Source organism: Microbacterium barkeri, from assembly GCF_027921765.1.
Taxonomy (GTDB): Bacteria; Actinomycetota; Actinomycetes; order Actinomycetales; family Microbacteriaceae; genus Microbacterium; species Microbacterium barkeri.
Genome location: NZ_BSEJ01000004.1, coordinates 130811 through 153759 on the forward strand (window position 1 = coordinate 130811; position 22949 = coordinate 153759).

Annotated in this window: 22 protein-coding genes; 9 read left to right on the forward strand and 13 right to left on the reverse strand. The window is 71.1% G+C overall.

What is annotated here, in order from left to right; all coding sequences use genetic code 11:
• Positions 1-5: 5 nt before the first annotated feature.
• Positions 6-2492: a rhamnogalacturonan lyase gene (locus PKE79_RS06070; protein WP_374727738.1), complete on the reverse strand. Its 2487-nt coding sequence runs from the start codon at positions 2490-2492 to the stop codon at positions 6-8.
• A gap of 194 nt (positions 2493-2686) precedes the next feature.
• Between PKE79_RS06070 and PKE79_RS06075 the strand changes: the two genes are divergently transcribed.
• The 3 genes from PKE79_RS06075 (at position 2687) to PKE79_RS06085 (ending at position 5154) form a co-directional block, all read left to right on the forward strand.
• Positions 2687-3706: an NYN domain-containing protein gene (locus PKE79_RS06075; protein WP_271172775.1), complete on the forward strand. Its 1020-nt coding sequence runs from the start codon at positions 2687-2689 to the stop codon at positions 3704-3706.
• Positions 3706-4455, forward strand: coding sequence for a sulfite exporter TauE/SafE family protein (locus PKE79_RS06080; RefSeq protein ID WP_374727774.1), 750 nt, complete (start codon positions 3706-3708; stop codon positions 4453-4455). Before PKE79_RS06075 ends, PKE79_RS06080 begins: the two co-directional genes overlap by 1 nt.
• Before the next feature lie 96 nt (positions 4456-4551).
• Positions 4552-5154 carry a DUF624 domain-containing protein gene (locus PKE79_RS06085; protein ID WP_271172777.1) on the forward strand — a complete coding sequence of 201 codons (603 nt, stop codon included), beginning with the start codon at positions 4552-4554 and terminating at the stop codon, positions 5152-5154.
• Between the two features lie 71 nt (positions 5155-5225).
• Here the strand turns inward: PKE79_RS06085 and PKE79_RS06090 are convergent, their stop codons facing one another.
• From PKE79_RS06090 to PKE79_RS06115, 6 genes are all read right to left on the reverse strand, one after another.
• Positions 5226-6989 (reverse strand): type 2 periplasmic-binding domain-containing protein, encoded by a 1764-nt coding sequence (locus tag PKE79_RS06090; protein ID WP_271172778.1) that lies wholly within the window; start codon positions 6987-6989, stop codon positions 5226-5228.
• 28 nt (positions 6990-7017) lie between these two features.
• The gene (locus tag PKE79_RS06095; RefSeq protein WP_271172779.1) at positions 7018-7983 is read right to left on the reverse strand and encodes a carbohydrate ABC transporter permease; all 966 of its coding nucleotides are present in this window, start codon (positions 7981-7983) and stop codon (positions 7018-7020) included.
• Between the two features lie 10 nt (positions 7984-7993).
• Positions 7994-8995, reverse strand: coding sequence for an ABC transporter permease (locus tag PKE79_RS06100; RefSeq protein WP_271172780.1), 1002 nt, complete (start codon positions 8993-8995; stop codon positions 7994-7996).
• Positions 8996-9274: 279 nt separating this feature from the next.
• Positions 9275-10222, reverse strand: a complete 948-nt coding sequence (locus PKE79_RS06105; protein ID WP_271172781.1) for a nucleoside hydrolase — start codon at positions 10220-10222, stop codon at positions 9275-9277.
• Positions 10223-10231: 9 nt separating this feature from the next.
• On the reverse strand, positions 10232-11308 hold the full coding sequence (locus PKE79_RS06110; RefSeq protein WP_271172782.1) for a 3-deoxy-7-phosphoheptulonate synthase: 1077 nt from the start codon (positions 11306-11308) through the stop codon (positions 10232-10234).
• Positions 11309-11531: 223 nt separating this feature from the next.
• Positions 11532-14057 carry an ATP-dependent Clp protease ATP-binding subunit gene (locus PKE79_RS06115; RefSeq protein WP_271172783.1) on the reverse strand — a complete coding sequence of 842 codons (2526 nt, stop codon included), beginning with the start codon at positions 14055-14057 and terminating at the stop codon, positions 11532-11534.
• Positions 14058-14237: 180 nt separating this feature from the next.
• Between PKE79_RS06115 and PKE79_RS06120 the strand changes: the two genes are divergently transcribed.
• The 3 genes from PKE79_RS06120 to PKE79_RS06130 are packed head-to-tail and all read left to right on the forward strand — an operon-like array spanning position 14238 to position 15723.
• On the forward strand, positions 14238-14723 hold the full coding sequence (locus PKE79_RS06120; protein ID WP_271172784.1) for a DUF2975 domain-containing protein: 486 nt from the start codon (positions 14238-14240) through the stop codon (positions 14721-14723).
• A complete protein-coding gene (locus PKE79_RS06125) occupies positions 14724-14933 on the forward strand; it encodes a helix-turn-helix domain-containing protein (RefSeq protein ID WP_271172785.1) in 210 nt (69 codons plus the stop codon). It abuts the gene before it with no gap.
• A 34-nt stretch (positions 14934-14967) separates the two neighbouring features.
• A complete protein-coding gene (locus PKE79_RS06130) occupies positions 14968-15723 on the forward strand; it encodes an EI24 domain-containing protein (RefSeq protein ID WP_271172786.1) in 756 nt (251 codons plus the stop codon).
• On the opposite strand, the gene PKE79_RS06135 is transcribed toward PKE79_RS06130, so the two are convergent.
• On the reverse strand, positions 15699-16094 hold the full coding sequence (locus tag PKE79_RS06135; protein ID WP_271172787.1) for a histidine kinase: 396 nt from the start codon (positions 16092-16094) through the stop codon (positions 15699-15701). The genes PKE79_RS06130 and PKE79_RS06135 overlap by 25 nt on opposite strands.
• Before the next feature lie 222 nt (positions 16095-16316).
• Between PKE79_RS06135 and PKE79_RS06140 the strand changes: the two genes are divergently transcribed.
• On the forward strand, positions 16317-16565 hold the full coding sequence (locus tag PKE79_RS06140; protein WP_271172788.1) for a WhiB family transcriptional regulator: 249 nt from the start codon (positions 16317-16319) through the stop codon (positions 16563-16565).
• An 83-nt stretch (positions 16566-16648) separates the two neighbouring features.
• On the opposite strand, the gene PKE79_RS06145 is transcribed toward PKE79_RS06140, so the two are convergent.
• The 3 genes from PKE79_RS06145 to PKE79_RS06155 are packed head-to-tail and all read right to left on the reverse strand — an operon-like array spanning position 16649 to position 20103.
• Positions 16649-18142, reverse strand: a complete 1494-nt coding sequence (locus PKE79_RS06145; RefSeq protein ID WP_271172789.1) for a sensor histidine kinase — start codon at positions 18140-18142, stop codon at positions 16649-16651.
• A gap of 9 nt (positions 18143-18151) precedes the next feature.
• Positions 18152-19450, reverse strand: coding sequence for a CpaE/TadZ family protein (locus PKE79_RS06150; RefSeq protein ID WP_271172790.1), 1299 nt, complete (start codon positions 19448-19450; stop codon positions 18152-18154).
• Positions 19447-20103, reverse strand: a complete 657-nt coding sequence (locus tag PKE79_RS06155; protein ID WP_271172791.1) for an SAF domain-containing protein — start codon at positions 20101-20103, stop codon at positions 19447-19449. Before PKE79_RS06155 ends, PKE79_RS06150 begins: the two co-directional genes overlap by 4 nt.
• 98 nt (positions 20104-20201) lie before the next feature.
• On the opposite strand from PKE79_RS06155, the gene PKE79_RS06160 reads away from it, so the two are divergent.
• Positions 20202-20465 carry a helix-turn-helix domain-containing protein gene (locus PKE79_RS06160; RefSeq protein ID WP_271172792.1) on the forward strand — a complete coding sequence of 88 codons (264 nt, stop codon included), beginning with the start codon at positions 20202-20204 and terminating at the stop codon, positions 20463-20465.
• A 4-nt stretch (positions 20466-20469) separates the two neighbouring features.
• On the opposite strand, the gene PKE79_RS06165 is transcribed toward PKE79_RS06160, so the two are convergent.
• Complete coding sequence (locus tag PKE79_RS06165; protein WP_271172793.1) at positions 20470-21084, reverse strand: hypothetical protein; 615 nt, start codon at positions 21082-21084, stop codon at positions 20470-20472.
• A gap of 130 nt (positions 21085-21214) precedes the next feature.
• Between PKE79_RS06165 and PKE79_RS06170 the strand changes: the two genes are divergently transcribed.
• Complete coding sequence (locus tag PKE79_RS06170) at positions 21215-21655, forward strand: Rv3235 family protein (protein ID WP_271172794.1); 441 nt, start codon at positions 21215-21217, stop codon at positions 21653-21655.
• Here the strand turns inward: PKE79_RS06170 and PKE79_RS06175 are convergent, their stop codons facing one another.
• Positions 21656-22885, reverse strand: coding sequence for a pyridoxal phosphate-dependent aminotransferase (locus PKE79_RS06175; protein WP_271172795.1), 1230 nt, complete (start codon positions 22883-22885; stop codon positions 21656-21658). It abuts the gene before it with no gap.
• Between the last annotated feature and the right edge of the window lie 64 nt (positions 22886-22949).

Consider the following 22949-nt stretch of genomic DNA (forward strand, 5'->3'; position numbering starts at 1 on the left):
CGGGATCAGCGACCGGCGCGGAACGCGAACTCCCACGTCGACTCGACCTCGGGAGCGAGGGCGAACCACGCGTCGGGCACCGCGACGATCTCGACGGAGCCCTTCGCGCGATGGAAGCCGGGCGCGACCTCGGCGCCGTCGACGTAGTACGCGACGCCGTGCGCATCGGGGATCTCGTAGCCGTCGCGGCCGCGGCCCGCCTCGTCGACGAAGATCGGCGCCGGCGCGACGACCTCGCTCGTGTAGACGGGCACGTCGCCCCAGTCGATGTCGGAGGCGAGGCGGTAGCCCGTGTAGCTCGGCTGGTTGTACGCCGTGTTCTGCCGCGCCACCTCCGCACGGTACTGTGGCTCGTGCATGAGGGTGGTGAGCTTGCGGTCCGTCACCTCGGTGGAGAGGTGGATCCGGATCTCGGAGCTGTCCGCCGAGCGCACGAGGAGCTCCTCGCGCCAGTCGCCGAAGACGTCGGCGACGAGGGCGGGGTTGCCCTTCGTGCCGTTGTTCGAGCGCGTCCCCTCGGCCTCGAGAAGCACCTCTCCCGAGCCGTCGACGATCCGCACGTCCTCGTCGCCATAGCCCTCGACGATCTGCGTCGTCATGTCGGCCGCCCAGCGGATGGACTGGTTGGTGCCCAGCCCCTCGACCGGCGTGCCGGAACCGGGCGGCATCGACGCCCAGAACTCGAGCCCCGGCTGGTCGGGATCGACGTCGCCGACCATGCCGCGTCCCGTGTCGCGACCGGAGTACTCGCCCTCGAGCACCTCGCCGGTCGCGGCGTCGCGGAGCGCCCATCCGTAGGGCGCCCAGACGCCGCCCTCGTGCACCGTGAAGATCTCGAGGCCGCTGCGCTCGGGGAGGATGTCGGTCACGTGCATCGCGTCGCCGTGCCCGAGCCGCGCCGTCGTCCCTGGCGCGGCGCTTCCCTCGGGCATCTCGGCGAACGAGCTGTAGAGCAGCGACCCGTCGTCGTCGATCGTCGCCGACCCGTACACGATCTCCTGCCCGCCGTCGCCGTCGACGTCGGCCGCCGAGAGCGAGTGGAATCCCTGGGTCGTGAGCGTGCCGAACTCGGGGTCCGTGCCGTCCACGCCGTGCGGCGAGGCGTTGAACGGGTTGGCCATGGGCGCGTGCCCGCTGTCGACGTACCAGCGCTCCGAGAGGCTCTCGCCGTCCCAGTCGTAGGCGACGAGCGTGGAGCGCGTGTAGTAGCCGCGGGCGAAGATCGCGGAGGGGTGCGCGCCGTCGAGGTACGCGACACCCGCGAGGAAGCGGTCGTTGCGGTTGCCCGGCTCGATCCGCGCCATGGCATAGTCGCCCCAGAGCAGGCCGTCGTCGCCGCGGCCCGGCTTGTAGTCCACCGTCTCGAGCTCGGCGCCGGTCAGCCCGTCGAACACCGTGAGGTACTCGGGGCCCGTCAGCACGAAGCCCTCGAACTTCCGCAGCTGGTTCCGCGCGGACCGCGACGGCGCATAGACGTCGATGAAGTGGTCGACGAGCGCGGTCGCGTCGGCCTCCGAGAGGGGGTAGTCGTAGCGCGGTTCGATCCCGAAGGCCTCCTCGAGCGTCGCGGGCCACTGACCGGACACGACCTCGTCGCGCTCGCTCCATCCGCGGAACACCTCCACGAGGTGCGCCCGGTAGTCCGCCGCCGACATCCGGTAGTCGTCCGCGTCCGTCACGCCGGCGGCCGCGTCATCGGCCGGGATCGTGACGTAGGCCGTCTGCCCCTGCGCGGTCACGCTCGTGCCCGGCGCGGTCTTCATCATGATCTCGGAGCGGCCGTCGCCGTCGAAGTCGTAGACCATGAACTGCGTGTAGTGCGCACCCGAGCGGATGTTCACGCCGAGGTCGATGCGGTGCAGCAGGGTGCCATCGGCCTCGTAGGTGTCGATGTACGTGTTCCCCGTGTAGCCGACCTGCGAGACGTCCTTGGCGTTCGACGGATACCACTTCACGACGTACTCGTAATCGCCGTCGCCGTCCATGTCCCCCACCGACATGTCGTTCGCCGAGTAGGTGTACGCCTCGCCCGCGGGCGTCACGCCGTCAGCCGGCTTCTGCAGCGGCAGCGTCGCGGAGGCGCCGTTCCACGGTGCGGTGCTGCCGCTCGCCTCGAGCTCGACGCCGTTCACGATGGGAGCCACGCGGTAGGCGGAGGACGCCGTGCCCTCGGGATCGAGGAGGTTCGTGCTGTCCGTCACCGTCGCGATCCGCTCGCCGTCGCGGTAGACGGCGAAGTCCGGTCCGGTCATCCCCGCCTCTCCTGCGCCCGAGGTCTCCTCGGCGAGGAGGCGCCAGCTGAGGAAGACGCCGTCGTCGGTGCGCGCGGCGACGAGGCCGCGGTCGAGCCGCTCGAGCTGCGGCACGGGCGGCTCTCGATCGTCGGCGTGCGCCGCGATGCCGGGCATCGCGGCGACCAGTGCTGCGACCAGTGCTGCGGCCAGCGCGCCGACGCCGGCGCGCGCGGCCCAGCGGGCGGATGGTCGGGTCATGTCGGACTCCTCATCGTCGTCGATGGATGTGAAACGTTTCAGATTGAGAGAAAACGCTTTCCGCACATCAGACCGTAGCGGCGTGCGCGCCATCCGACAACCCCTCACCACCCGGGTGATGGGCACCCGGCGCGACGCACAGCCGACGCGGCTACGCTCGGAGGAGTCCCATCCGCCCCATCTGAGGAGCCGCCGTGCCCGAGACCCACGATGACGGCCGGGTCGCCGTCTACCTCGACTTCGACAACATCGTGATGTCGTGGTACGACCGGGTCCACGGGCGCAACTCCTACAGCCGAGACCGCGCACGGATCGCCGAGAACCCGCAGGATCCCGAGATCGCCGACCGGCTGTCCCGCGCGATGGTCGACGTGGGCGCGGTCATCGACTACTCGGCGTCGTACGGAACGCTCGTGCTCACGCGCGCCTACGCCGACTGGTCGTCGCCCGTGAACGCCATCTACCGCCAGCAGCTCGTCGCGCGCGCGGTCGACCTCGTGCAGCTCTTCCCCGCCGCCGCGTACGCGAAGAACGGCGCGGACATCCGCCTCGCGGTCGACGCCGTCGAGGACATGTTCCGCCTCCCCGACCTCACGCACGTCGTGATCGTCGCGGGCGACTCCGACTACGTGCCGCTCGCGCAGCGCTGCCGGCGCCTCGGCCGCTACGTCGTCGGCGTGGGCGTCGCGGGCTCGACCGCGAAGTCCCTCGCCGCGGCGTGCGACGAGTTCGAGCCCTACGACTCGCTCCCCGGCGTGCAGCTGCCCGCGAAGCCCGCCGCCAAGGCGAAGACCGATGACAGGGGCGAGAGCGCCGACAAGGCGGAGGGCGCGAAGGACGCGACGAAGGCCGCCGGGGCCGAGGCGAAGGACGATGCAGAGCCGAAGGCGAAGCCGCGCACGCGCCGGGCGTCGAAGTCCAAGCCCGCCGAGGAGCCGGAGACGTTCCTCGCCTTCGACGAGACGCCGCCGGAGGACCTGCACGCGGCCGCGTCGCGCCTGCTGGAGCGGGCGCTGCGCGTCGGCCAGGGCAAGGGCGATGACGCGGGATGGCTGCACAGCTCGGCCGTGAAGCAGCACATCCGCCGCATGGACCCCTCGTTCAGCGAGAAGGCCCTCGGATACCGCTCGTTCTCCGACTTCCTCAAGTCGCGCGAGGACCTCGCGGAGCTCGAGGAGACGGGCCACGAGCGCCTCGTGCGGCTCAAGGCGTGATCGCCGACCTCTCCCCGATCGTCTGGGCGGCGCTCGCGATCGGCGCGCTCGTCGTCGGCCTGTCCAAGACCGCCGTGCCGGGCGGCGCGACGCTCTCGGTCGCCCTGTTCGCCGCGGTCCTGCCCGCCAAGGAGTCGACCGGAGCCCTGCTCATCCTCCTCATCGTGGGCGACATGTTCGCGCTGCTGTCGTACCGGCGGCACGCGGACTGGAAGGTCATCGTCCGGATGGCGCCCGCGGTCGTGCTCGGCCTCGTCGCAGGCTGGGCATTCCTCGCCCTCGCCGACGACGCCTGGGTGCGGCGCGTCATCGGCGTCCTCCTGCTGCTCGTCGTCGCCGTGACGCTGTGGCGCCGATGGCTCCAGGCCCGGTCTGAGGCCGAGCCGGGAGCGCGGTCGGGCGCGGTCGCCGCGGCGACGTACGGCGCGCTCGGCGGATTCACGACCATGGTGGCGAACGCGGCGGGCCCCGTGATGTCGATGTACTTCCTCGCGGCGAAGTTCCCCGTGAAGGCGTTCCTCGGCACATCCGCCTGGTTCTTCGCGATCGTGAACATCGCGAAGCTGCCGTTCTCCGTCGGGCTCGGCATCATCACGCCCGGCTCGCTCCTGCTCGACCTCGTCCTCGTGCCGGCCGTCATCGTCGGAGCTCTCGTCGGCCGCCGCGTCGCGTCGCGGATGGACCAGCGCGTGTTCGATCGGCTCGTCATCGCCCTGACGATCGCGGGCGCGGTGTACCTGCTCGTCTGAGGCCGCCGCGGCGAATCGAAGCGCTTCGCTGATTCGGGCTAGAATCCGACGAGGAGTTCGCCGGGGCCGCCGCCCCCGAGGAGAGGCCGATCCGCGATGAAGCTCGACCCCGAAGGCAGGGCCCTGAGCGGCCTCTCGACGTTCCTCACGTTCGTCGGGCTCAACGTCGCGTACCTCGTGGCCTGCCTTCCGGTCGTGACGATCGGCGCCGCGACCTCCGCTCTCTTCGAGGTCGCGATGCGGTACTCGGACGACGAGCAGGGCCGCCCTCTCGCGGACTTCTTCCCGGCGCTCCCACGCGACGCCGCCCGCGGCACGGTCGTGCTCCTCGTCTTCGGCGTCCCGGCCGCTGCGCTGGTCTTCAGCGGCGTGTTCTGGATGGCCCTCGGCAGCGTGCTCGGCTCGGTCGCGGGCATGCTCTCGTTCCTCGGCGCCGTGTGGCTCTTCGCGGCCTTCCTCTACGGCTGCGCGCTCGTGGCGCGCTATGCGCAGCCCCTGCGCCAGACCCTGCGCAGCGCACTCCTCCTCCCGGCGGCGGATCCGGCGCGCACCCTTCTCCTCCTCGCCCTCCCCGCGGGCTGCGCGAGCCTGGCCTTCGTGCTCCCGCCGTTCTGGATCATCCTGCTCACCATCGGGTTCTCCGTGGGCGCCTACGCAGCGGCCTTCGCGTTCCGCAGCGCCTTCGCACGGCACGACTGAGCGCCCTCGCGCAGCGCCGGAGGGGCCGGTCCCGCGCCATGCGCGGGACCGGCCCCTCCGGTGCGAGACGGTCAGCCGAACTGCTCGGCCACCGCGACGCGCGCGTCGTTCTGCGCCTCGGCCTTCTCCATGTCGAAGGCGAGCACCTTGTCGTAGCCGAGCCCCTCGACCGTGGTCTGCAGGTCGTCGAGCAGGGCGTCGAACTCCGCGTCGTCGCGGGCGAAGACCATCTGCCATGAGTACTGCACGATCTGCGCCTTGATCTGGTTGCGGAGCGTCTCGATCTCCGACGTGTCGGGGGGCGACGTGTACCCGCCGCCGGGGGCGACGAGGATCTGGTCGTGCGTCTCGAGGAAGTCCATCGTGGAGGTCGCGCCGTCCATGTGCGCCGACCAGTCCTCGGTGAACGGGTTCGACTGGGTCTCCTGGAAGCTCGGCCAGAACGTGTAGCTGTACGGGAAGCCGGTGTCCGGGTCGACGTCCGCGGGCAGCACGACCGTGACGTTGAGCGCCGACACGCCGTCTCGGTAGGTGCCGCCGCCCCATTCCTCCGGAACAGCGGCCTCCCCGGTCAGGAGCGCCTCCATGCCGAACTCGGTGAGCTCGGGCTCGCCGTCCGCCCCGACCTCCCAGGTCAGGCCCTGCGGTCCGGCGGCGGCGCCCGTCTGGCTGCCGTTCACGTACGCGCCCTCTGTCGAGTAGAGCCAGTCGATGAAGGCCGCGATGCGCTCCGGATCCTCGGCGTCCGCGCCGATCGCGAGCACCTGCTTGCCGCCGTAGATCTCGGCGCCGTACGAGAAGATCTGCTGGTCCTGCATGTTCACCATGCCGAAGCCCCTGCCCTCGGCGGTGTTCTCCGGCGTGTTGAAGGCCGACTGGCCGAGCCACGGCCAGAACGAGAACAGCACCTGCCCGTTCTGGTACTTCGTGAACATCGTGTCGTAGTTCTGCGTGGTCGATTCGGGGTCGACCAGGCCGAGCTCGTTGGCCTCGTGGAAGAAGCGCAGCGAGCGCACGTACGCGGAGTCGTCGTCGATGATGCTCTGGTAGTCGGACCCGTCGGCCTTCGCCAGCGCGAAGCCCATCTCGTCGTACCCGTAGAACGTCGCCGGCTGCTTGGCGTTGTTCATGAAGTTGCCGTCCCAGTCCTTGAAGAGGGACAGCCCGTAGACGGGCTGCCCGTTCTCGGCGGTCGGATGCGCGGCCTGCATGTCGGCGAGGATCGGGAGGAGGTCCTCGAGCGTGCCGACCTCGGGGTAGCCGAGCTCCGCGTAGTAGTCCCACCGGACGTAGGGGCCGAAGGTCGGCTCGAGCCCCTCCGACGACTCCGTCGGAGGGATCGAGGAGACGCTCGTCGGGAAGGCGTAGACGCCGTCCTTGCCCTCGTTGAGCTTGTCGACCGCGGCGTCGAACCGGGGCGCGTGCTCCATCCGGTCGTAGTACCCGCCCGCGTCGAGCACGAGCCCGCCCTCGATGAGCTCGTCGAGCTTCTCCCCCTTGTCCGTGATGATGAGGTCGCCGAGATCGCCCGCCGAGACGCGGGTGTTGTAGAGCGTGTCGCCTCCGCCCGCGACGTTGGGGGCGATGATGTTGAGCTCCATGTTGAACTTGTCCTTGACGATCTTCGCGAACCATCCGCTCTGCACGCCCATGTAGTTCGCGAGGCCGTCGAAGACGTCGATCGTGATCGTCTCCTCCCAGGCCTCGGGGAAGCTCCCGCTGCCCGAGTCCTGCGCATCGGACGGCTGCTCGCCCGTGATGAGGGAGCAGCCCGCGAGCGACGCGACCGCGAGGGATCCGACCGCGACTCCCGCGGCCAGTCTGGTGAGCTTCATTGCCTGTCCTTTCCTCTGAGCCCGGCCGTCAGCCCTTGACGGCGCCGAGCATGATGCCCTTGACGAAGAACCGCTGGAAGAGCGGGTAGATGAAGATGATCGGGAGCACGACGATCACCGAGATGGTCATGCGGATCGAAGTCGCCGTCTGCGTCGTCGCGGCACCCGCGATCGCGCTGAGGTCGCCGCCCGCGTTCTGCGCCGCCTGGGCGAGCGACGACGCCTGATTGAGGAACATGTACAGCTGGTACTGCAGCGTGTACAGGCTCTGGTCGGTGATGTAGATCAGGGTGTCCTGGAACATGTTCCACTGGGCGACGGCGGAGAAGATGGCGACGGTCGCGAGGATCGGGGTCATGTTCTGGAGGTAGACCCGGAAGAACACCTGCAGGATGTTCGCGCCGTCGACCTCCGCCGCCTCCTGCAGCGAGCGCGGCATCGACTCGACGTAGGTCTTGACGAGGATGATGTTGAACGGCTGGACGACGAACGGCAGGACGTAGACCCAGAAGTTGTTCGTGAGCCCCAGCGCCTTGACGATGATGAAGACCGGGATGAGTCCCGCGCTGAAGTACATCGTCACGACCGTGAACCGGTACCAGAAGCTGCGGCCCCACATCCGCTCCTGCGTGAACATGAAGCCGAGGAAGGCCGACGCGAGCACGGTCGCCGCCGTGCCGAGGACCGTGCGCGCGACGGTGACCGCCGCGGAGGTCGCGAGTCCCTTGAGCTGGAAGATCTCGGCGTAGTTCTCCAGGTGGAACCCGACGGGGAAGAGCCGCACATCGCCCAGAGCCGAGGCGTCGTTCGCACTGACCGAGTTGATGATGAGGTAGTAGAAGGGGTACGCGCAGAGGATCGCGAGCACCGTGAACATCGCGTAGTTCAGGATGTGGAACGCGAGGTCGCCGGCCGACCTGCTGCCGGTGCGGGGCGCGCGTCGATCGGGCGCGAGGCCGGGCGCGACGAGTGCGGATGTCTCGGTGACGGTCATGTTCGCTGCCTCAGATGATCGACGAGCCGCGCGTGCGCTTGGCGATGGCGTTGACGGTGAAGAGCAGGACCACGGAGATCAGGCTCTTGAGCATGCCGACGGCGGTCGCCATCGACAGGTTGTTGCCGGTCAGGCCGATGTTGTAGACGTACAGGTCGAGCACCTCGATGTGCTCCTTGTTGAAGGCGTTCTGGAACACGAAGTACTGCTCCATGCCGTTGTTGAGCAGGTTCGCGATCGAGAGCATGAGCAGGACGATGTAGGTCGGCATGAGCTGCGGCACCGTGATGTGCCACATCGTCTGGAAGCGGCCGGCGCCGTCGAGCTTGGCGGACTCGTAGAGGGAGGGGTCGATGCCCGCGATGGCCGCGAGGTAGATGATCGCGCCCCATCCGAGTCCCTTCCAGAGACTCCAGAGCGTCATCGTGATCCAGACGCCCTCGCCGCCCGAGTCGAGGAACTTCATGGGCGCCGTGATGAGGCCGGAGTCGACGAGGACGTCGTTCACGAGCCCCGTGCTCGAGAACAGGGAGAACGCGATCATGTACACGAGCACCCACGAGATGAAGTTCGGCATGGTCGTGAGCGTCTGCACGGAGTTGCGGAACCACGGCGCCTTGATCTCGTTGAGGAAGATCGCGAACGCGACGGGGAGGACCGAGGTCGCGATCCCGAGGAAGCTCATCGCGAGCGTGTTGGTGAGCACCTGCCCGATCTGCGCGATCTGCGCGGGCGAGTTGAACATGAGCTCGAACCACTGCAGGCCGACGAACTCGCTCCCGGCGAGCCCGAGCGCCGGCCGGTAGTCGTACAGGGAGTAGATCCACCCGTACAGCGGGAAGTACGAGAACAGGAAGATCAGCACCATGAACGGCACGATGCACAGGAACATCCCGAACGACGTGCGCCGACCGCGCCGCCGCGCCCGCGACCGCCCGCGCGGCGCGCCGGCACCTGCGGCGAGAGACGCGGTCTCCGGAGCCGCGCTTCCGACCTCCGTGAGCACGCTCATCGCGCGCCTCCTCTGCATCGGCTCATCTCACTCCTTCGTGTGACCCGCGACGTGCCCTCTTCCGAGGATCAGTCGAATCGCTTCGATAAAGCTACGCAGAGACGTCGCGGGCGTCAAGGGGAAATGTGGCGAGCGCACACGATAGGCGCGATCAAGCCCGGAATCACGCGGGATTCACGGCGCGAGGCGACATCGCAGCCCTGGCTCGATCGACCGTCAGTTGTCGAAGCGCTCCGCGAAGCCCGTCCGAGGCGGGTCGCGGCGGGCTGCGGAGCGCGGTCAGGCGCTCGCGATGAGATCCACCATCCGGTCCTCGAAGCCCGGCTCGACCTCGAGCACGACCCGATGGCGCGCGCCGTCGACCTCGGGCCATCCGCGCCACATGCCGCGCAGATCGGCCACCGTGCGACCGCGGCTCGGACCGTGCGTCGTGTCGACCTCGACGTGCACGACGGGTGCGACGACGGTCGACACGAGCCCGCACCCGACCGCGACCGCGAGCGCGTCGTGGTTCGCCGAGGTGCGCTCGCCGGTCACCTGCGCGTAGTACCCGAAGTAGTGGTCGAGGATGTCTGCCGCGTAGCGCCCCGCGCGGCCGCCCGCGGCGAGGCGCGCGCGATGCTCCTCGGTGAGGAGCGTGCGCATCGTGACGTCGAGGCCCACCATCGTGACGGGCCACGCGGCGTCGAACACGCGCTGGGCCGCCTCGGGATCGTGCCAGATGTTCGCCTCAGCCCCCGGGGTGACGTTGCCGGGGACGAACGACGCGCCGCCCATGATCGTCACGGCGCGCACGCGGGACGGAAGATCGGGATCCGCGTCCAGGGCGAGCGCGAGGTTCGTGAGCGGCCCGACCGCGACGATCTCGAGCTCGTGCGCGTGCTCGCGGCTGAGCCGCAGCAGCAGATCGACCGCGCTCTCGCGCGCGAGGACCGGCGCGAAATCGAGGTCCGCCCTGCCGCCCTGCCCATCGGCACCGTGGACCGTCGTCGAGAACTCCGGCGCCGTCCCGTCATACGGACCGGCGGCCCCCGCGGCGACCGGGACGTCGGAGCGCCCCGCGATGTCGAGCACGTATGCGGTGTTCCGCGCGGCCTGCGCGACATCGATGTTGCCCCAGGTCGCCGTGCACGCGAGCAGCTCGATCTCGGGCGCCCGGCACGCCGTGAGGATGGCCAGGGCGTCGTCGATGCCGGTGTCGACGTCGAGCACGATCTTGGTCGTCACCGCTCGAGCCTACCCGGCGCGTCCGCCCCGCCTCGCGCGCGCGGCTGCCGCCAGCAGGCCGAGCGCGTCGACCGTGGTCTCCCAGGACAGGCATGCATCCGTGACGCTCTGACCGTAGACGAGCCCGGCGGGTCCGCGGGCGACATCCAGCGGCTGCGCGCCCGCGACGAGATTGCTCTCGAGCATGACACCCGCGATCGCGCCGCCCGCGGCGACCTGCTCGGCGATCTCGCCGGCCACCGCGAACTGCCGCACGTGGTCCTTCCCGCTGTTCCCGTGGCTCGCGTCGACGACGAGACGCGGCGCGAGGCCGGCAGCTGCGAGGCGCGAGGCCGCGGCCTGCACGTGCTCGGGGCCGTGGTTCGGGCCGTCCGCCCCTCCGCGCAGGATCACCGAGGTGTCGGGGTTGCCGGTCGTCGCGACGAGACTCGCGCGGCCGTCAGCGCCGATTCCGAGGAATGCCTGCGGCGCGGCCGCCGCCCTGGCCGCGTCGATCGCGACCTGGATGCCGCCGTCCATCCCGTTCTTGAACCCGATCGGCATGGACAGGCCGGAGGCGAGCTGTCGGTGGATCTGACTCTCGGTCGTGCGCGCGCCGATCGCTCCCCACGTGACGAGGTCGGCGATGTACTGCGGGCTGATCGGCTCGAGGAACTCGGTCGCGCAGGGCAGACCGAGCGCCGTGACGTCGCGGAGGAAGCGGCGGGCGAGACGCAGTCCGGTCGCGATGTCATGGCTTCCGTCGAGGTGCGGATCGTTGATGAGGCCCTTCCAGCCGACCGTCGTGCGGGGCTTCTCGAAGTAGGTCCGCATGACGACGAGGAGATCCTCGTCGTGGCGCCGGGCCTCCTCCGCGAGCCGCGCGGCGTAGTCGAGCCCCGCGGCCGGGTCGTGGATCGAGCACGGGCCGACGACGACGAGCAGGCGGGGATCGTCTCCGGTCATCACCGAGCGGACGGCCTCGCGCGCGGCGCTGACGAAGGAGGCGCTGTCGGCGCCGGGCAGCTCTGCGGCGATCTCAGCGGGGCTCGGGAGGGTCGTGAACGAGGCGACGTGGATGTCGGATGCGGCCTCGATGGTGTCCATGGCAGGTCCTGTCCCTGGTCGGGGCGGACCCTCTTGCGCAGAGCCCGCCGAAACGGCGAAGGGCAGAGCGATCGCTCTGCCCTGTCGGCTCTGGAGGTGTCGGCACGCTACATCCGCGACGGCCCCTCCGGAGCCGACTCGTCATACGCATACCAACGGGTTGTCATGCCGCCACTCTAGTGCACGGAGGGCGGGCGGGTCGCCCCGTCCACCCTCCGATCTCTCACGCGGCTGCCGGAGCCATCCGCTCCGCACGGACGACGAGGCCGTCGTCGATCGCATCGACCGTGACCGAGCCGCCGGCCGCGAGCTCCCCGGTCACGAGCAGATCCGCGATGCGGTCGTCCACCTCGCGCTGGATGAGACGGCGCAGCGGCCGAGCGCCGAACTCGGGCTCGTACCCGTTGCGGGCGAGCCACGCCACCGCGGCATCGGTCGCCTCGAGCGCGATATCGCGCGCGGCCAGCCGCGCGCGGGTCGCCCCCAGCAGCAGGTGCACGATCTGCGCGAGCTGCTGCTCGTCGAGCTTGCGGAAGAGCACGATCTCGTCGATGCGGTTGAGGAACTCGGGGCGCATCGACTCGCGCAGCCGCCCCATCACGCGATCGCGCAGATCCTTCTCGTCGAACTCGCGCCCCGCGGCCGAGAAGCCGATCGCGCCCGAGCGCGAGGTCAGGAACTCCGAGCCGAGGTTCGAGGTCATCACGACGACCGTGTTGCGGAAGTCGACGGTGCGCCCCTGCCCGTCGGTGAGCCGCCCGTCGTCGAGCACCTGCAGGAGCAGGTTGAACACGTCGGGGTGCGCCTTCTCGATCTCGTCGAAGAGCACGATCGAGTACGGGTTGCGCCGCACGCGCTCCGTGAGCTGACCGGCCTCGTCGTATCCGACGTATCCCGGAGGGGCCCCGACGAGGCGCGAGACGGTGTGCCGCTCGCCGAACTCGCTCATGTCGAAGCGCACCACGGCGCTCTCGTCGTCGAACAGGCTCGCCGCGAGCGCCTTCGCCAGCTCGGTCTTCCCGACGCCGGTCGGCCCGAGGAAGAGGAACGACCCGACCGGGCGGCGGGCGTCGCCCATGCCCGTGCGATTGCGGCGGACGGCCTTGGCGACCGCCGTCACCGCATCGTCCTGGCCGATCACGCGGGCGTGCAGCTCCTCCTCGAGGCCGGCGAGACGCTCGCGCTCGCTCTCGGTGAGGCGGTTCACGGGGATCCCGGTGGCGCGGCTGATGACGGCCGCGATCTCGGGCTCGTCGACGATCGCGCGCCCGGCTCCGTCGGCCGAGGTGGCGTCGGCGAGGCGCGCCTGCACGGTCGCGATCTCGTCGCGGATGCGGGAGGCCTCCTCGTAGTGCTCGGCCGACACCGCGGCGTTCTTCTCCGCCTCGAGCTCGGCGAGACGCGCGACGAGCTCCTGCGTGTCGACGGGAGCGCCCAGACGCAGCCGCACCCGGGCGCCGGCCTGGTCGATGAGGTCGATTGCCTTGTCCGGCAGCACGCGGTCGGACAGATAGCGGTCGCTCAGCTCGACGGCCGCCCGCAGCGCGTCGTCGGTGTAGGTGACACGGTGGTGCTCCTCGTACGCCGGGCGGAGCCCCTCGAGGATCGCGATCGCGTCCGCGGGCGACGGCTCGCCGACCCGCACGGGCTGGAAGCGGCGCTCGAGCGCGGCATCCTTCTCGATCTTGCGGTACTCGGAGAGCGTCGTCGCGCCGACGAGGTGCAGGTCTCCGCGAGCGAGACGCGGCTTGAGGATGTTGCCCGCGTCCATGGCTCCCTCTCCCCCGCCGCCGGCGCCCACGAGGGTGTGGATCTCGTCGATGAAGAGGATGAGCTCGCCCTTCTGCGCGGCGACCTCCTCCATCGTCTTCGTCAGGCGCTCCTCGAAGTCGCCACGGTAGCGTGTGCCCGCGAGCATCGCGGGGAGGTCGAGTGCGACGACCCGGCGGTTCCGCAGCTGCTCCGGAACGGCTCCCGCGACGATCGCGGACGCGAGGCCCTCGACGACGGCGGTCTTGCCGACGCCGGCCTCGCCCACGAGCACGGGGTTGTTCTTCGTCCGGCGCGAGAGGATCTCGATCGTCTGCTCGATCTCGTCGGCGCGACCGATGACCGGGTCGAGCTCGCCGTCCCGCGCGAGCGCCGTGAGGTCGGTGCCGTACTTCTCGAGCATCGATCCGCCCGCGGTCCGCCCTGCGCCCTGCTCGGGCGCGGCCTGCGGGTCCACGCTCTCGCGCGCGCCCTGGGTGAGGGCCTCCGCGGTCACGCCCGAGCGTGCGAGGATCTGCCCGGCGGGCGTGTCCTGTGCGAGCACGAGGGCGAAGAAGAGGTGCTCGGGGTCCACATAGGTCGAGCCAGACGAGCGCGCCACCTGGAACGCGTGGAACAGCGCCCGCTGCACGGCCGCCGTCACCGCGGCGGCGTCGACGTGGGCCGAGGCACCCTCGCGCGGAAGCCGCTCCTCGGCCTCCCGTGCGATCGCCTCGGGGTCTCCGCCGACGCGCGAGATCGCGTCGGCGACCGTCGCGTCGCCGACGAGCACGTGGAGGACGTGCAGCGCGTCGAGCTCGAGCTGCCCGCGACCGAGGGCGTAGCGCCCCGCCCGCTGCAGGAGCTCCTGCGTGCGCGAGCTGAGGAAGCGGCTGAGATCGATCGAGCGGCTCGCGCGAGCACGCTCGCCCTGCAGATAGCGCGCGAGGAACTCGTCGAACGAGCTCGGCCCATCCTGGGGGAAGTTGTTCTCGGGCATGTCCCGGCATCTCCTTGAAAGTTGCGTCGTTCCCTATCAAGTATGGAACTTGAGTCGGAGTCTATCAAGATCAACGCGATCCCGTGCTCGCTATTCCCGCCCGCGAGAATCTGTCGAGCAACTTGCACAATCGAACGACTATCGATAGATTTCCGCTGTGATTCAACGAACGGAGCGACCGTGAGCAGAGCGACGATCCTCATCCTGCGCGTCGTCATCGCCCTCGCCCTTGCCGGCTCGGTCGTCGTGCAGGCGTTCCTCCTCCCGCTGATCTGGGTCGACCTCGAGGGTGTGGAGACCGCATCGCGGGTCGCCTTCGTCGTCATCCTCGGGCTCGGCGTCGCGACGATGCAGGTCTTCGGGGTGTGCGTGTGGCAGCTCCTCACCAGGGTCCGGCGCGGCTCGATCTTCTCGGAGTCGTCCTTCCGCTACGTCGACGTCATCATCGGGGCGATCGCGGCGGCCGCCCTGCTCGCCTTCGCGCTCGCGATCCTCCTCGCCCCGGGCAGCGCGGCCCCGGGTCTCGTCGGCCTCGTCTGCGGTGCGTCGCTCGCCCTCGGGGGGATGGCGCTGCTCGTCGTCGTCATGAAGGCGCTGCTGCGGCAGGCGATCGCGCGCGAGCACGAAGCGCAGGCCCTGCGGCACGAGCTCGGCGAGGTGATCTGAGTGCCGATCATCGTGGACATCGACGTCATGCTCGCCCGCCGGAAGATGTCGGTCGGCGCGCTCGCCGAGCGGATCGGCATCACTCCCACCAACCTCGCCGTGCTCAAGAACGGACGCGCCAAGGCCGTCCGCTTCGCCACGCTCGACGCGCTGTGCGAGGCCCTCGAGTGCCAGCCGGGCGATCTGCTCCGCTGGGAGCCCGAGGAGTGAGCCCGCGGCGCACGGCGTTTGCTTTCATGGACGCATGAGCGAGTTCTGGGCGGGCGTGCGCACGCTGCTGGAGGGGTTCGGCTGGTGGCGGCGAGATCCGCGTGTGATGGCGGCCGCGCTCATCACCGCCGCGATCGTCGGCGCGGCGATGGCGGCCGCGCTCATCACCCTCGGAGCACTCCTTCCCGCGATCGCCGAGGACCTCACTCCCTGGGCGGAGGACTGGGCCGCGATCTGGACCATCCTCGTGCGCGTGCTCATCGGCGCCGCCGTGCTCGCGGGCGGACTCGTGGTGGCGGTGACGACGTTCACCGCCCTCACCCTGCTCGTGGGCGAGCCCTTCTACGACCGGGTCTGGCGCTCGGTCGAGGCCGCGCGCACGGGGTCCGTTCCCGAGAGCGCGTACGGCCTCTGGCGATCGGTCGCAGACAGCGCGTCGCTCATCGCCCGCGGGCTCGCGATCGCCGTCGCGAGCGTCGCGCTCGGGTTCGTCCCCGTGGTCGGCGCACCGCTCGCCGCCGTCGTCGGAGCCGCGCTCTCCGGCTGGGTGCTCTCCGACGAGCTCACGGCGCGTGCGCTGTCTGCGCGGGGCATCGGGGCGCAGGAGCGACGGGCACTGCGGCGCGAGTCCCGCGCACGGGTCGCGGGATTCGGGATGGCGACGCACGTGTGCCTGCTCGTGCCCCTGGGCGCGATCGTCGCGATGCCGGCCGCCGTCGCCGGCAGCACGCTCCTCGCGCACACGCTCCTCGAGCGGCGCTCCGCTCAGTCGTCGAGCGCGCGGGGCTGAGCCCGCCCGGCATCGCGGGCGGCGAAGAGCAGCACGGCGAGCACGATCGCGGCCGGGACCGCGAGGCCGACGGCGACGGCGACATGCGCGTACTCCCCCGTCGCGGCGCCGATCGCGACCGCGATGATGAGCAGCTGCACGACGATCGCGCCGGATCGTCCCCAGGACAGGCCCCGTGCGATGCCGCGCGCGAAGGCGCCCACGGCGAGGGCGCCGACGAGCGTGAGCAGGAGGAGGGCGATCGCGCTGGGCATCGAGGCGACATCCGCCGAGCCGAGCGCGAGCACCTGCCAGCCGGCGAGGGCGAGCACGCCCACCGCCTCGAGTCCGACGAGCACGGCGGCCGTCCGTGCGGTCGCGCTGGTGGCCATGGCTCTCCTCGCTCCCCGTGCCTCACACCGCACGCATGATCAGGGAACGGACAGAAAAAACCCTTGCCCGAGAACCTCGCGTGTATGACAATTGTTAACGGTGTGTTTCCCACAGCGTGGTGGGGCGGAACCTGCACAGGTCCGTCGCACATCCAGCGTAATCCACCCGTTTTGCCACGCTGTGCTTTCCCTGAGAAACCCCACCCCGCAAGGAGCATTCCTATGGACTGGCGCGACAAGGCCGCCTGCCTCACCGTCGACCCCGAGCTGTTCTTCCCCGTCGGGAACACCGGCCCCGCGATCGACCAGATCGAGAAGGCGAAGTCCGTCTGCGCTCGCTGCACGGTCACCGAGATCTGCCTGCAGTACGCCCTCGAGACCGGCCAGGACTCGGGCGTCTGGGGCGGCCTCAGCGAGGACGAGCGCCGCGCGCTCAAGCGCCGCGCCGCTCGCGCCCGTCGCGCGAGCTGACCGAGAAGCACCGTCGCGCCAGCTGACCGCAAGCGCCGTCGTCTGAAGAAGCCCCGCCTCGGCGGGGCTTCTTCATGTCCGGATCAGCTGCGGATCCACCTCAGGGGAACCGCGATTGTGACCTCGGTCCCGCCGTGGAAGGCGGTGTCCGGCGCGTCGATCGTCGACCAGTCGATCGTCCCGGAGAGCTCTCCCTGGATGAGCGTGCGGACGATCTGCGTGCCGAGGCCGCGGCCGACCTGGCCATCGGGCAGACCGCTGCCGGTGTCGCGCACGCGCACCTCGAGGCGGGTGTCGTCGCGGTCGGCGACGATCTCGACCTCGCCCTCGCGCCCCGCGAGCCCGTGCTCCACCGCGTTCGTGACGACCTCGGTGAGCGCGAGCGCGAGCGGCGTCGCGTACTCGCTGGGGAGCGTTCCGAACCGGCCCTTCGTGCGCGTGTGCGCGACCGTGTTCTGCGCGGCCGCCACCTCCGCGACGAGGCGCAGCACGCGCGCGAACACCTCGTCGAAGTCGACGTTCTGCGCGAGCCCCTCCGACAGCGTGTCGTGCACGACGGCGATCGCGGCGACCCGCTGCATGGCCTGAAGCAGCGACTCGCGCGCCTCCTCCGAGGTCGTGCGCCGTGCCTGGATCCGCAGCAGCGAGGCGACCGTCTGCAGGTTGTTCTTGACGCGGTGGTGGATCTCGCGGATCGTCGCGTCCTTCGTGATGAGCTCCTGCTCCTGGCTGCGCAGCTCGCTCACGTCGCGGCACAGGACGATCGCGCCCGTGCGGTGGCCGTGGTCCTTGAGCGGGATCGCACGCAGCGACACGGTCACGCCGCGCGCCTCGATGTCGCTGCGCCATGGCGCACGGCCCGAGACGAGGATCGGCAGGCGCTCGTCGGTGTCATGAGACGCCGGCAGAATCTGGCTCGTCACGTCGGCGAGGTTCTCGCCCTCGAGCTCCTCCGCGAAGCCGATGCGGTTGAACGCCGACAGGGCGTTCGGGCTCGCGAACGTGACGATGCCGTCGACGTCGAGGCGGATGAGCCCGTCGGCGGCGCGCGGGGCGCCCCTGCGCGGCCCGGTCGGCGCCGAGAGGTCGGGGAAGTCGCCGGTCGCGATCATCCGGAAGAGATCGTCGGCGCAGTCGTTGAAGGTGATCTGCTGGCGCGACGGCGTGCGCACGTCGCCGAGGTTCGTGTGGCGCGTGAGCACGCCGATCGCGCGGAGGCCGTCGTCCTCCCGGATCGCGATCGGCACGGCGCGCACGCGCGTGGGCGTCTCCTCGAACCACTCGGGCGAGGACGAGTCGACGATCTGCGCGGTCTGGAACGCCTCACGGACCTGCGCCTGCCACTGCGGTCGGACGCGGCCTCCGACGATGTCGCGATAGAAGAGCGTCGCGGCGCCGCCCGGGCGCGTGTGCGCGACCGCGATGTAGGAGTCGTCCGACGTGGGCACCCAGAAGACGATGTCCGCCGAGGCCAGATCGGCGAGCAGCTGCCCGTCGCCGGCGAGACGGTGCAGCCATTCGATATCCGATTCGCTCGAACGGCCCTGGGCGGAGACGAGATCGCTGAGGGTCGACACGCGTCGAGTCTATGCCGACCGCACGCCGTCCTCCCCGCGTCCGCGCGCTCGCCGCGCCGGGCGCGCGATGCGGCGACCCCGCTCCCGCCCGAGCGGGATGAGCGCCGCCTCCTCGTCGCCGCGGCGTCCGTCGACGCGCGCGACGAGACGGCGGACGGCCTGAGCCAGGGCCGAGCGCGGCATGACCTCTCCGACGGGGCGCGCCGCGAGGAGGGCGGCGTCGGCCGCGCGAGGATCGAGCGGCAGGAACGAGACGTCGTCGACCCCGCCGAATCGCTCGAGCGTGCGCCGGACCTGGCCGCGGGCGTCGATGCCGAGCGGGCCCGTGCGCAGGCGGTTGACGGCGACGACGACCGGGGTCGCGCCGACGATCGCGCGCAGCTCCGCGTATCCGCGGAGGAACCGCGCGATCCCGATCGGGTCCGCCGCGGCGACCGCGACCACGACGTCTGCCGACGAGAGGGCCGCGAGCGTCGCGGCGTTGCGGCGGGGCCCGTCGAGGTCGCTCATGATCTCCTCGTCGGCCTCGAGCGACGCCGCCGTGTCGACGACCGTGACGTCGGCCCATCCGCGGCACGCCTCGAGAGCCGACGCCACGCGCCGCTCCGACAGCTCGGGCCACCGTGCTGCCCGGTTCAGCCCGGGCAGGACGTCGACGATGCCGTCGGCGCCGCCCACGGGCAGGCTCAGGCGCGTGAGCTCCGCGGCGTCGAGCCCGCCGAGCTCCGCCTGACGGCAGGCGGCCGCGAACCCGGGCCCCTCGTCGGCGAGCCCGAGGGCGATGGCGACCGCGGGCGCGTGCGTGTCCGCGTCGACCAGCGCGACGTGGCCGCGCGTGCGCGCGGTCTCGACGGCGAGCTCGATGGCGACCGTCGTCCGCCCCGGCGCGCCGTGCGCGCCCCACACGGCCACCACCCGCCCGCGCTCCCCGCCGACGGCGCGCACCGCCAGGGATCCGCTCCGGATGGCCTCGGCCAGGCGCCAGCCCTCCACCGCGAGGGGCAGCGGATCGGCGAGGCCGAACGCGCGCGCGAGGCGCGCCTCGCCCGCGCGTTCGCCCAGTGCGACGATCCGGACGCCGTGCCGATCGCAGGCGCCCACCACGCCGTGCGTGAGCGCCGCGCGGGACGCCGGCAGGACGAGCGCCTCGGCGGAGCGCAGGACGTCCCACACCTCGGCCGTCGGATCGCCGAGCGAGCGGGCGATCGTCTCGGACGGCCAGGTCGCGATGACCGAGAGGCCCTCGTCCTCGAGGGCCTCCGCGAGGGCCGACCCCCGCGGTTCGTCGAGCGCCACGACGACGTTCACGATCCGGCTCCGGACTGCGGGACGGCAGAGAGCGCGGCGCCCGAGGACACCGCCGCGAGCACGTCGGCGACGCGCGCCCGGTCGATCACGAGCTCGATCGACGCTCCTGCCGCGCCCATCACGGCGTCGTCGCGGAGCACGGCGGCGACCGTCGCGTCCGCGACGAGGATGCGCGGCTCGTCGTAGACCCCCTGCTCGAGGAGGGGCGCCGCCCAGAGCTCGACCGCCGTGCCCTCCCCGACCGACGACGGCACGTCGACCGCGCTCTCGACGACGACGGTCGTGACCGCCGCCTCGTCGGCCGGCGTCACGGCCGACGAGGGGACGAGCTCGCCGGCCTCGATCGTGCGCGTCGCGACGTACCCCTCCGCGAGCTCGTGGGGCGCGAGATAGGCGTCCTCCGCGCCGCCCAGGCCGACGTCGACGACCGCGAGGTCCCCCGCGGTCACCGCCTCCCCCGGAACGATCGTCGTCTCGGCGGCGAGCACGGGCGCGGTCTGCCGGGCAGCCGACACGACCCACCAGACCCCGGCGATCGACGCGGCGATGAGGGCGAGGCCGATGAAGAACCGCGCGTCGCCCCAGAACACGCGCCGGCGACGCGGAACGGGGGCAAGGGCGGCGACGTCGCGGACCGGGGTCGTCGTGGTCATGAGCCCATGCTGTCCGAATCGGCGCGACGCCTGAGAAAGTTATCCACAGGATGGCGCGTCCGGGTCCCCGGAGACCCGCCCCTGCCCATAATGGGGCCATGCCCGACAACTCCGACGTGCGCTACCTCGCGCCCGCTCAGGTCGCCGAGCTACTGGGCATCGAGGCGGACGAGGTCGTCGAGCTCGTCCACGCCGGACGACTCCGCGGCGCGCGACTCGGCTCGCCCGCGCGCTGGCGCATCGAGCAGCTCAGCGTCGACGAGTACCTCGAGGACCAGCACGAGGAGACGCGGCGGATGGCCCTGTGGCGGGAGTCGAACGAGGCGAGCTTCCCCGAGCTCTGGGGCCGTCGGCGCCCCTGACGGCTCACGGCGCGACGACGCCGACCGCGGCCGCCACGCGCACCCAGGCGACGGCCTCGAACGACACGATGCGGAACGCCGTGACCGCGGCGGAGCGGCGGGGCGAATCGGGGTCGTGCAGCGCCAGGTCGAGGTGATCGGCGCCGACGCGGTCGATCGTGCCCGACAGCGCGCGCCCCGACACGACGCCGATCGCCACGGCGGCCCTGCGCCGCGCCAGGTCGCGCAGAGCGAACCCGAAGGTGACCCGCTGCGCGAGGCGGCTCTCGGGCTCGGTCGGGCGCGCGCTGCGCAGGAGCTCGCCCTGCGCAGCGCCGATCGAGCGGATGGCCGGGAGCGGCACGAGCACCGCGCTCTCCGCCGCGCCGTGCGCGCGGAGCGGGCGAACGGCCATCCAGTCCGCCCCGACCGAGGTGACCGACGCCTCCAGCGACGATCCGTCGCGCAGCTCGATCGACAGGGGCGAGGCCGCCGACTGCGCGAACGCCACGAGGCGCTCGCGGAGGGCGAGGCGGGACACGCGCAGCCGCTCGGCCTCGGAGTCCAGCGCGGCCCGCTCGGCCTCCCACTCGGCCGCGAGCTGGTCCTCCAGGTCCTCGAAGAAGCGATCCCAGCGCATTTGCGAGAGCGTAGGGGAAAGCGCGCGGCCGCGTCATCCGCTCTCCACAGGCATGTATGCGGGGTTCCCGGCCGCGCGGGCGTGCTGGTTCACTCGGGCAACCCTTCTCCCCGACCGGAATGAGGCTGTCATGCCGCCGAACGCCGCGGGTGCGACCTCTCGCAGACGGTCCCACCGCACCGAGGAGGACGTCGAGGAGCTCTTCGCCCCGCAGCGCACGTCCTCCGCCGAGCTCCCCGATCCCGCGCCGCTCGTCGCGGCCCTCACCCGCGGCATCCTCGAGGCTCTCGCCGGCACCCGCGAGGTCGATCAGCTCGCGCGCTGGCTCGCCGAGGAGACGTACCTCAAGCTCGTCCAGCGCGCGAACCTGTCGCGCCGGGCGCGCAGCGCACGTCGGCTGCCGGCGCAGCGCCCCGTCTTCACGGTGCGCGCCATGCGTCAGATGGCGCCGGCCGACGGCGTGGTGGAGGTCGTCGTCATCGTGGCGATGCCCGACCGCACCCGCGCGCTCGCGATGCGCCTCGAGGGTCTCGACCGCCGGTGGCGCGCCACCGACATCCGGATCCTCTGACTACCGCTGCCGGTAGGACGACAGGAAGTTCCCGAGCCGCTCGATCGCCTCGCTGAGCACACGCGCCTCGGGCAGAGTCACGACACGCAGGTGATCCGGCGTCGGCCAGTTGAACCCCGTGCCCTCGACGAGCAGGATGTGCTCCGACACGAGCAGGTCGTACACGAGCTGCTTGTCGTCGCGGATCTCGTGCACCTCGGGGTCGAGCCGCGGGAACGCGTAGAGCGCACCGTCCGGGCGGACGCACGAGACGCCCGGGATGGTCGAGAGCTTCTCCCAGGCGACGTCGCGCTGCTCGTGGAGGCGCCCGGTCGGAGCGATGAGGGCGTCGATGGACTGCACGCCGGTGAGCGCGGCGAGCACGGCGTGCTGTGCCGGCACGTTCGCGCACAGCCGCGTCGACGCGAGGAGCTGGATGCCCTCGAGGAATCCCTTCGCGTGCTTCTTGGGACCTGTGATGACCATCCATCCGGATCGGTACCCGGCGACGCGGTAGGTCTTGGAGAGGCCGTTGAACGTGAGGACGAGGAGGTCGGGGGCGACCGTGGCGGTCGGGATGTGCACGGCACCGTCGAAGAGGATGCGGTCGTAGATCTCGTCCGACAGGATCAGCAGGGAGTGCTCGCGCGCGATCTGCGCGATCCCCTCGAGCAGCTCGCGACTGTACACGGCTCCCGTGGGGTTGTTCGGGTTGATGACGACGATCGCCTTGGTCTTCGAGGTCACCTTCGAGCGGATGTCCTCGAGGTCGGGCTGCCAGCCGTTCTCCTCATCGCACAGGTAGTGCACGGGGGTGCCGCCGGACAGGCTCGTCATCGCGGTCCACAGCGGGTAGTCGGGCGCGGGGATGAGCACCTCGTCGCCCTCGTCGAGGAGCGCCTGCATCGTCATCGTGATGAGCTCGGACACGCCGTTGCCGAGGTAGACGTCGTCCGGATCCACGTGCGGGAAGCCGGGGGTCTCCTCGTAGCGGCTGACGATCGCCCGGCGCGCGGGCAGGATGCCGCGGCTGTCGCTGTAGCCGTGCGCATACGGGACGGCCTCGATCATGTCGCGCACGATCTGGTACGGCGCCTCGAAGCCGAAGATGGCGGGGTTGCCCGTGTTGAGCTTCAGGATCGAGTGCCCGTCCGCCTCGAGCCGCGTCGCCTCTGCCAGTGCTGCCCCGCGGATCTCGTAGAGGACGTTCTGGAGCTTCGCGGACTGGCCGAGGGGACGGAGGGAGTTCATCGCATCAGGATATGCCCGCGCCGGGCGTGGCTCGGTGCGACGAGGGCGGGCCACCGGAGATCCG

Bases quoted from the DNA above. Each gene is read 5' to 3' on its own strand.
- PKE79_RS06155 (WP_271172791.1), bottom strand. From the start codon at position 20,103: ATGACCACGACGACCCCGGTCCGCGACGTCGCCGCCCTTGCCCCCGTT.
- PKE79_RS06110 (WP_271172782.1), bottom strand. From the start codon at position 11,308: ATGGACACCATCGAGGCCGCATCCGACATCCACGTCGCCTCGTTCACG.
- PKE79_RS06090 (WP_271172778.1), bottom strand. From the start codon at position 6,989: ATGAAGCTCACCAGACTGGCCGCGGGAGTCGCGGTCGGATCCCTCGCG.
- PKE79_RS06160 (WP_271172792.1), top strand. From the start codon at position 20,202: ATGCCCGACAACTCCGACGTGCGCTACCTCGCGCCCGCTCAGGTCGCC.
- PKE79_RS06140 (WP_271172788.1), top strand. From the start codon at position 16,317: ATGGACTGGCGCGACAAGGCCGCCTGCCTCACCGTCGACCCCGAGCTG.
- PKE79_RS06115 (WP_271172783.1), bottom strand. From the start codon at position 14,057: ATGCCCGAGAACAACTTCCCCCAGGATGGGCCGAGCTCGTTCGACGAG.
- PKE79_RS06175 (WP_271172795.1), bottom strand. From the start codon at position 22,885: ATGAACTCCCTCCGTCCCCTCGGCCAGTCCGCGAAGCTCCAGAACGTC.
- PKE79_RS06135 (WP_271172787.1), bottom strand. From the start codon at position 16,094: ATGGCCACCAGCGCGACCGCACGGACGGCCGCCGTGCTCGTCGGACTC.
- PKE79_RS06100 (WP_271172780.1), bottom strand. From the start codon at position 8,995: ATGAGCGTGCTCACGGAGGTCGGAAGCGCGGCTCCGGAGACCGCGTCT.
- PKE79_RS06170 (WP_271172794.1), top strand. From the start codon at position 21,215: ATGCCGCCGAACGCCGCGGGTGCGACCTCTCGCAGACGGTCCCACCGC.
- PKE79_RS06095 (WP_271172779.1), bottom strand. From the start codon at position 7,983: ATGACCGTCACCGAGACATCCGCACTCGTCGCGCCCGGCCTCGCGCCC.
- PKE79_RS06085 (WP_271172777.1), top strand. From the start codon at position 4,552: ATGAAGCTCGACCCCGAAGGCAGGGCCCTGAGCGGCCTCTCGACGTTC.
- PKE79_RS06070 (WP_374727738.1), bottom strand. From the start codon at position 2,492: ATGACCCGACCATCCGCCCGCTGGGCCGCGCGCGCCGGCGTCGGCGCG.
- PKE79_RS06165 (WP_271172793.1), bottom strand. From the start codon at position 21,084: ATGCGCTGGGATCGCTTCTTCGAGGACCTGGAGGACCAGCTCGCGGCC.
- PKE79_RS06130 (WP_271172786.1), top strand. From the start codon at position 14,968: ATGAGCGAGTTCTGGGCGGGCGTGCGCACGCTGCTGGAGGGGTTCGGC.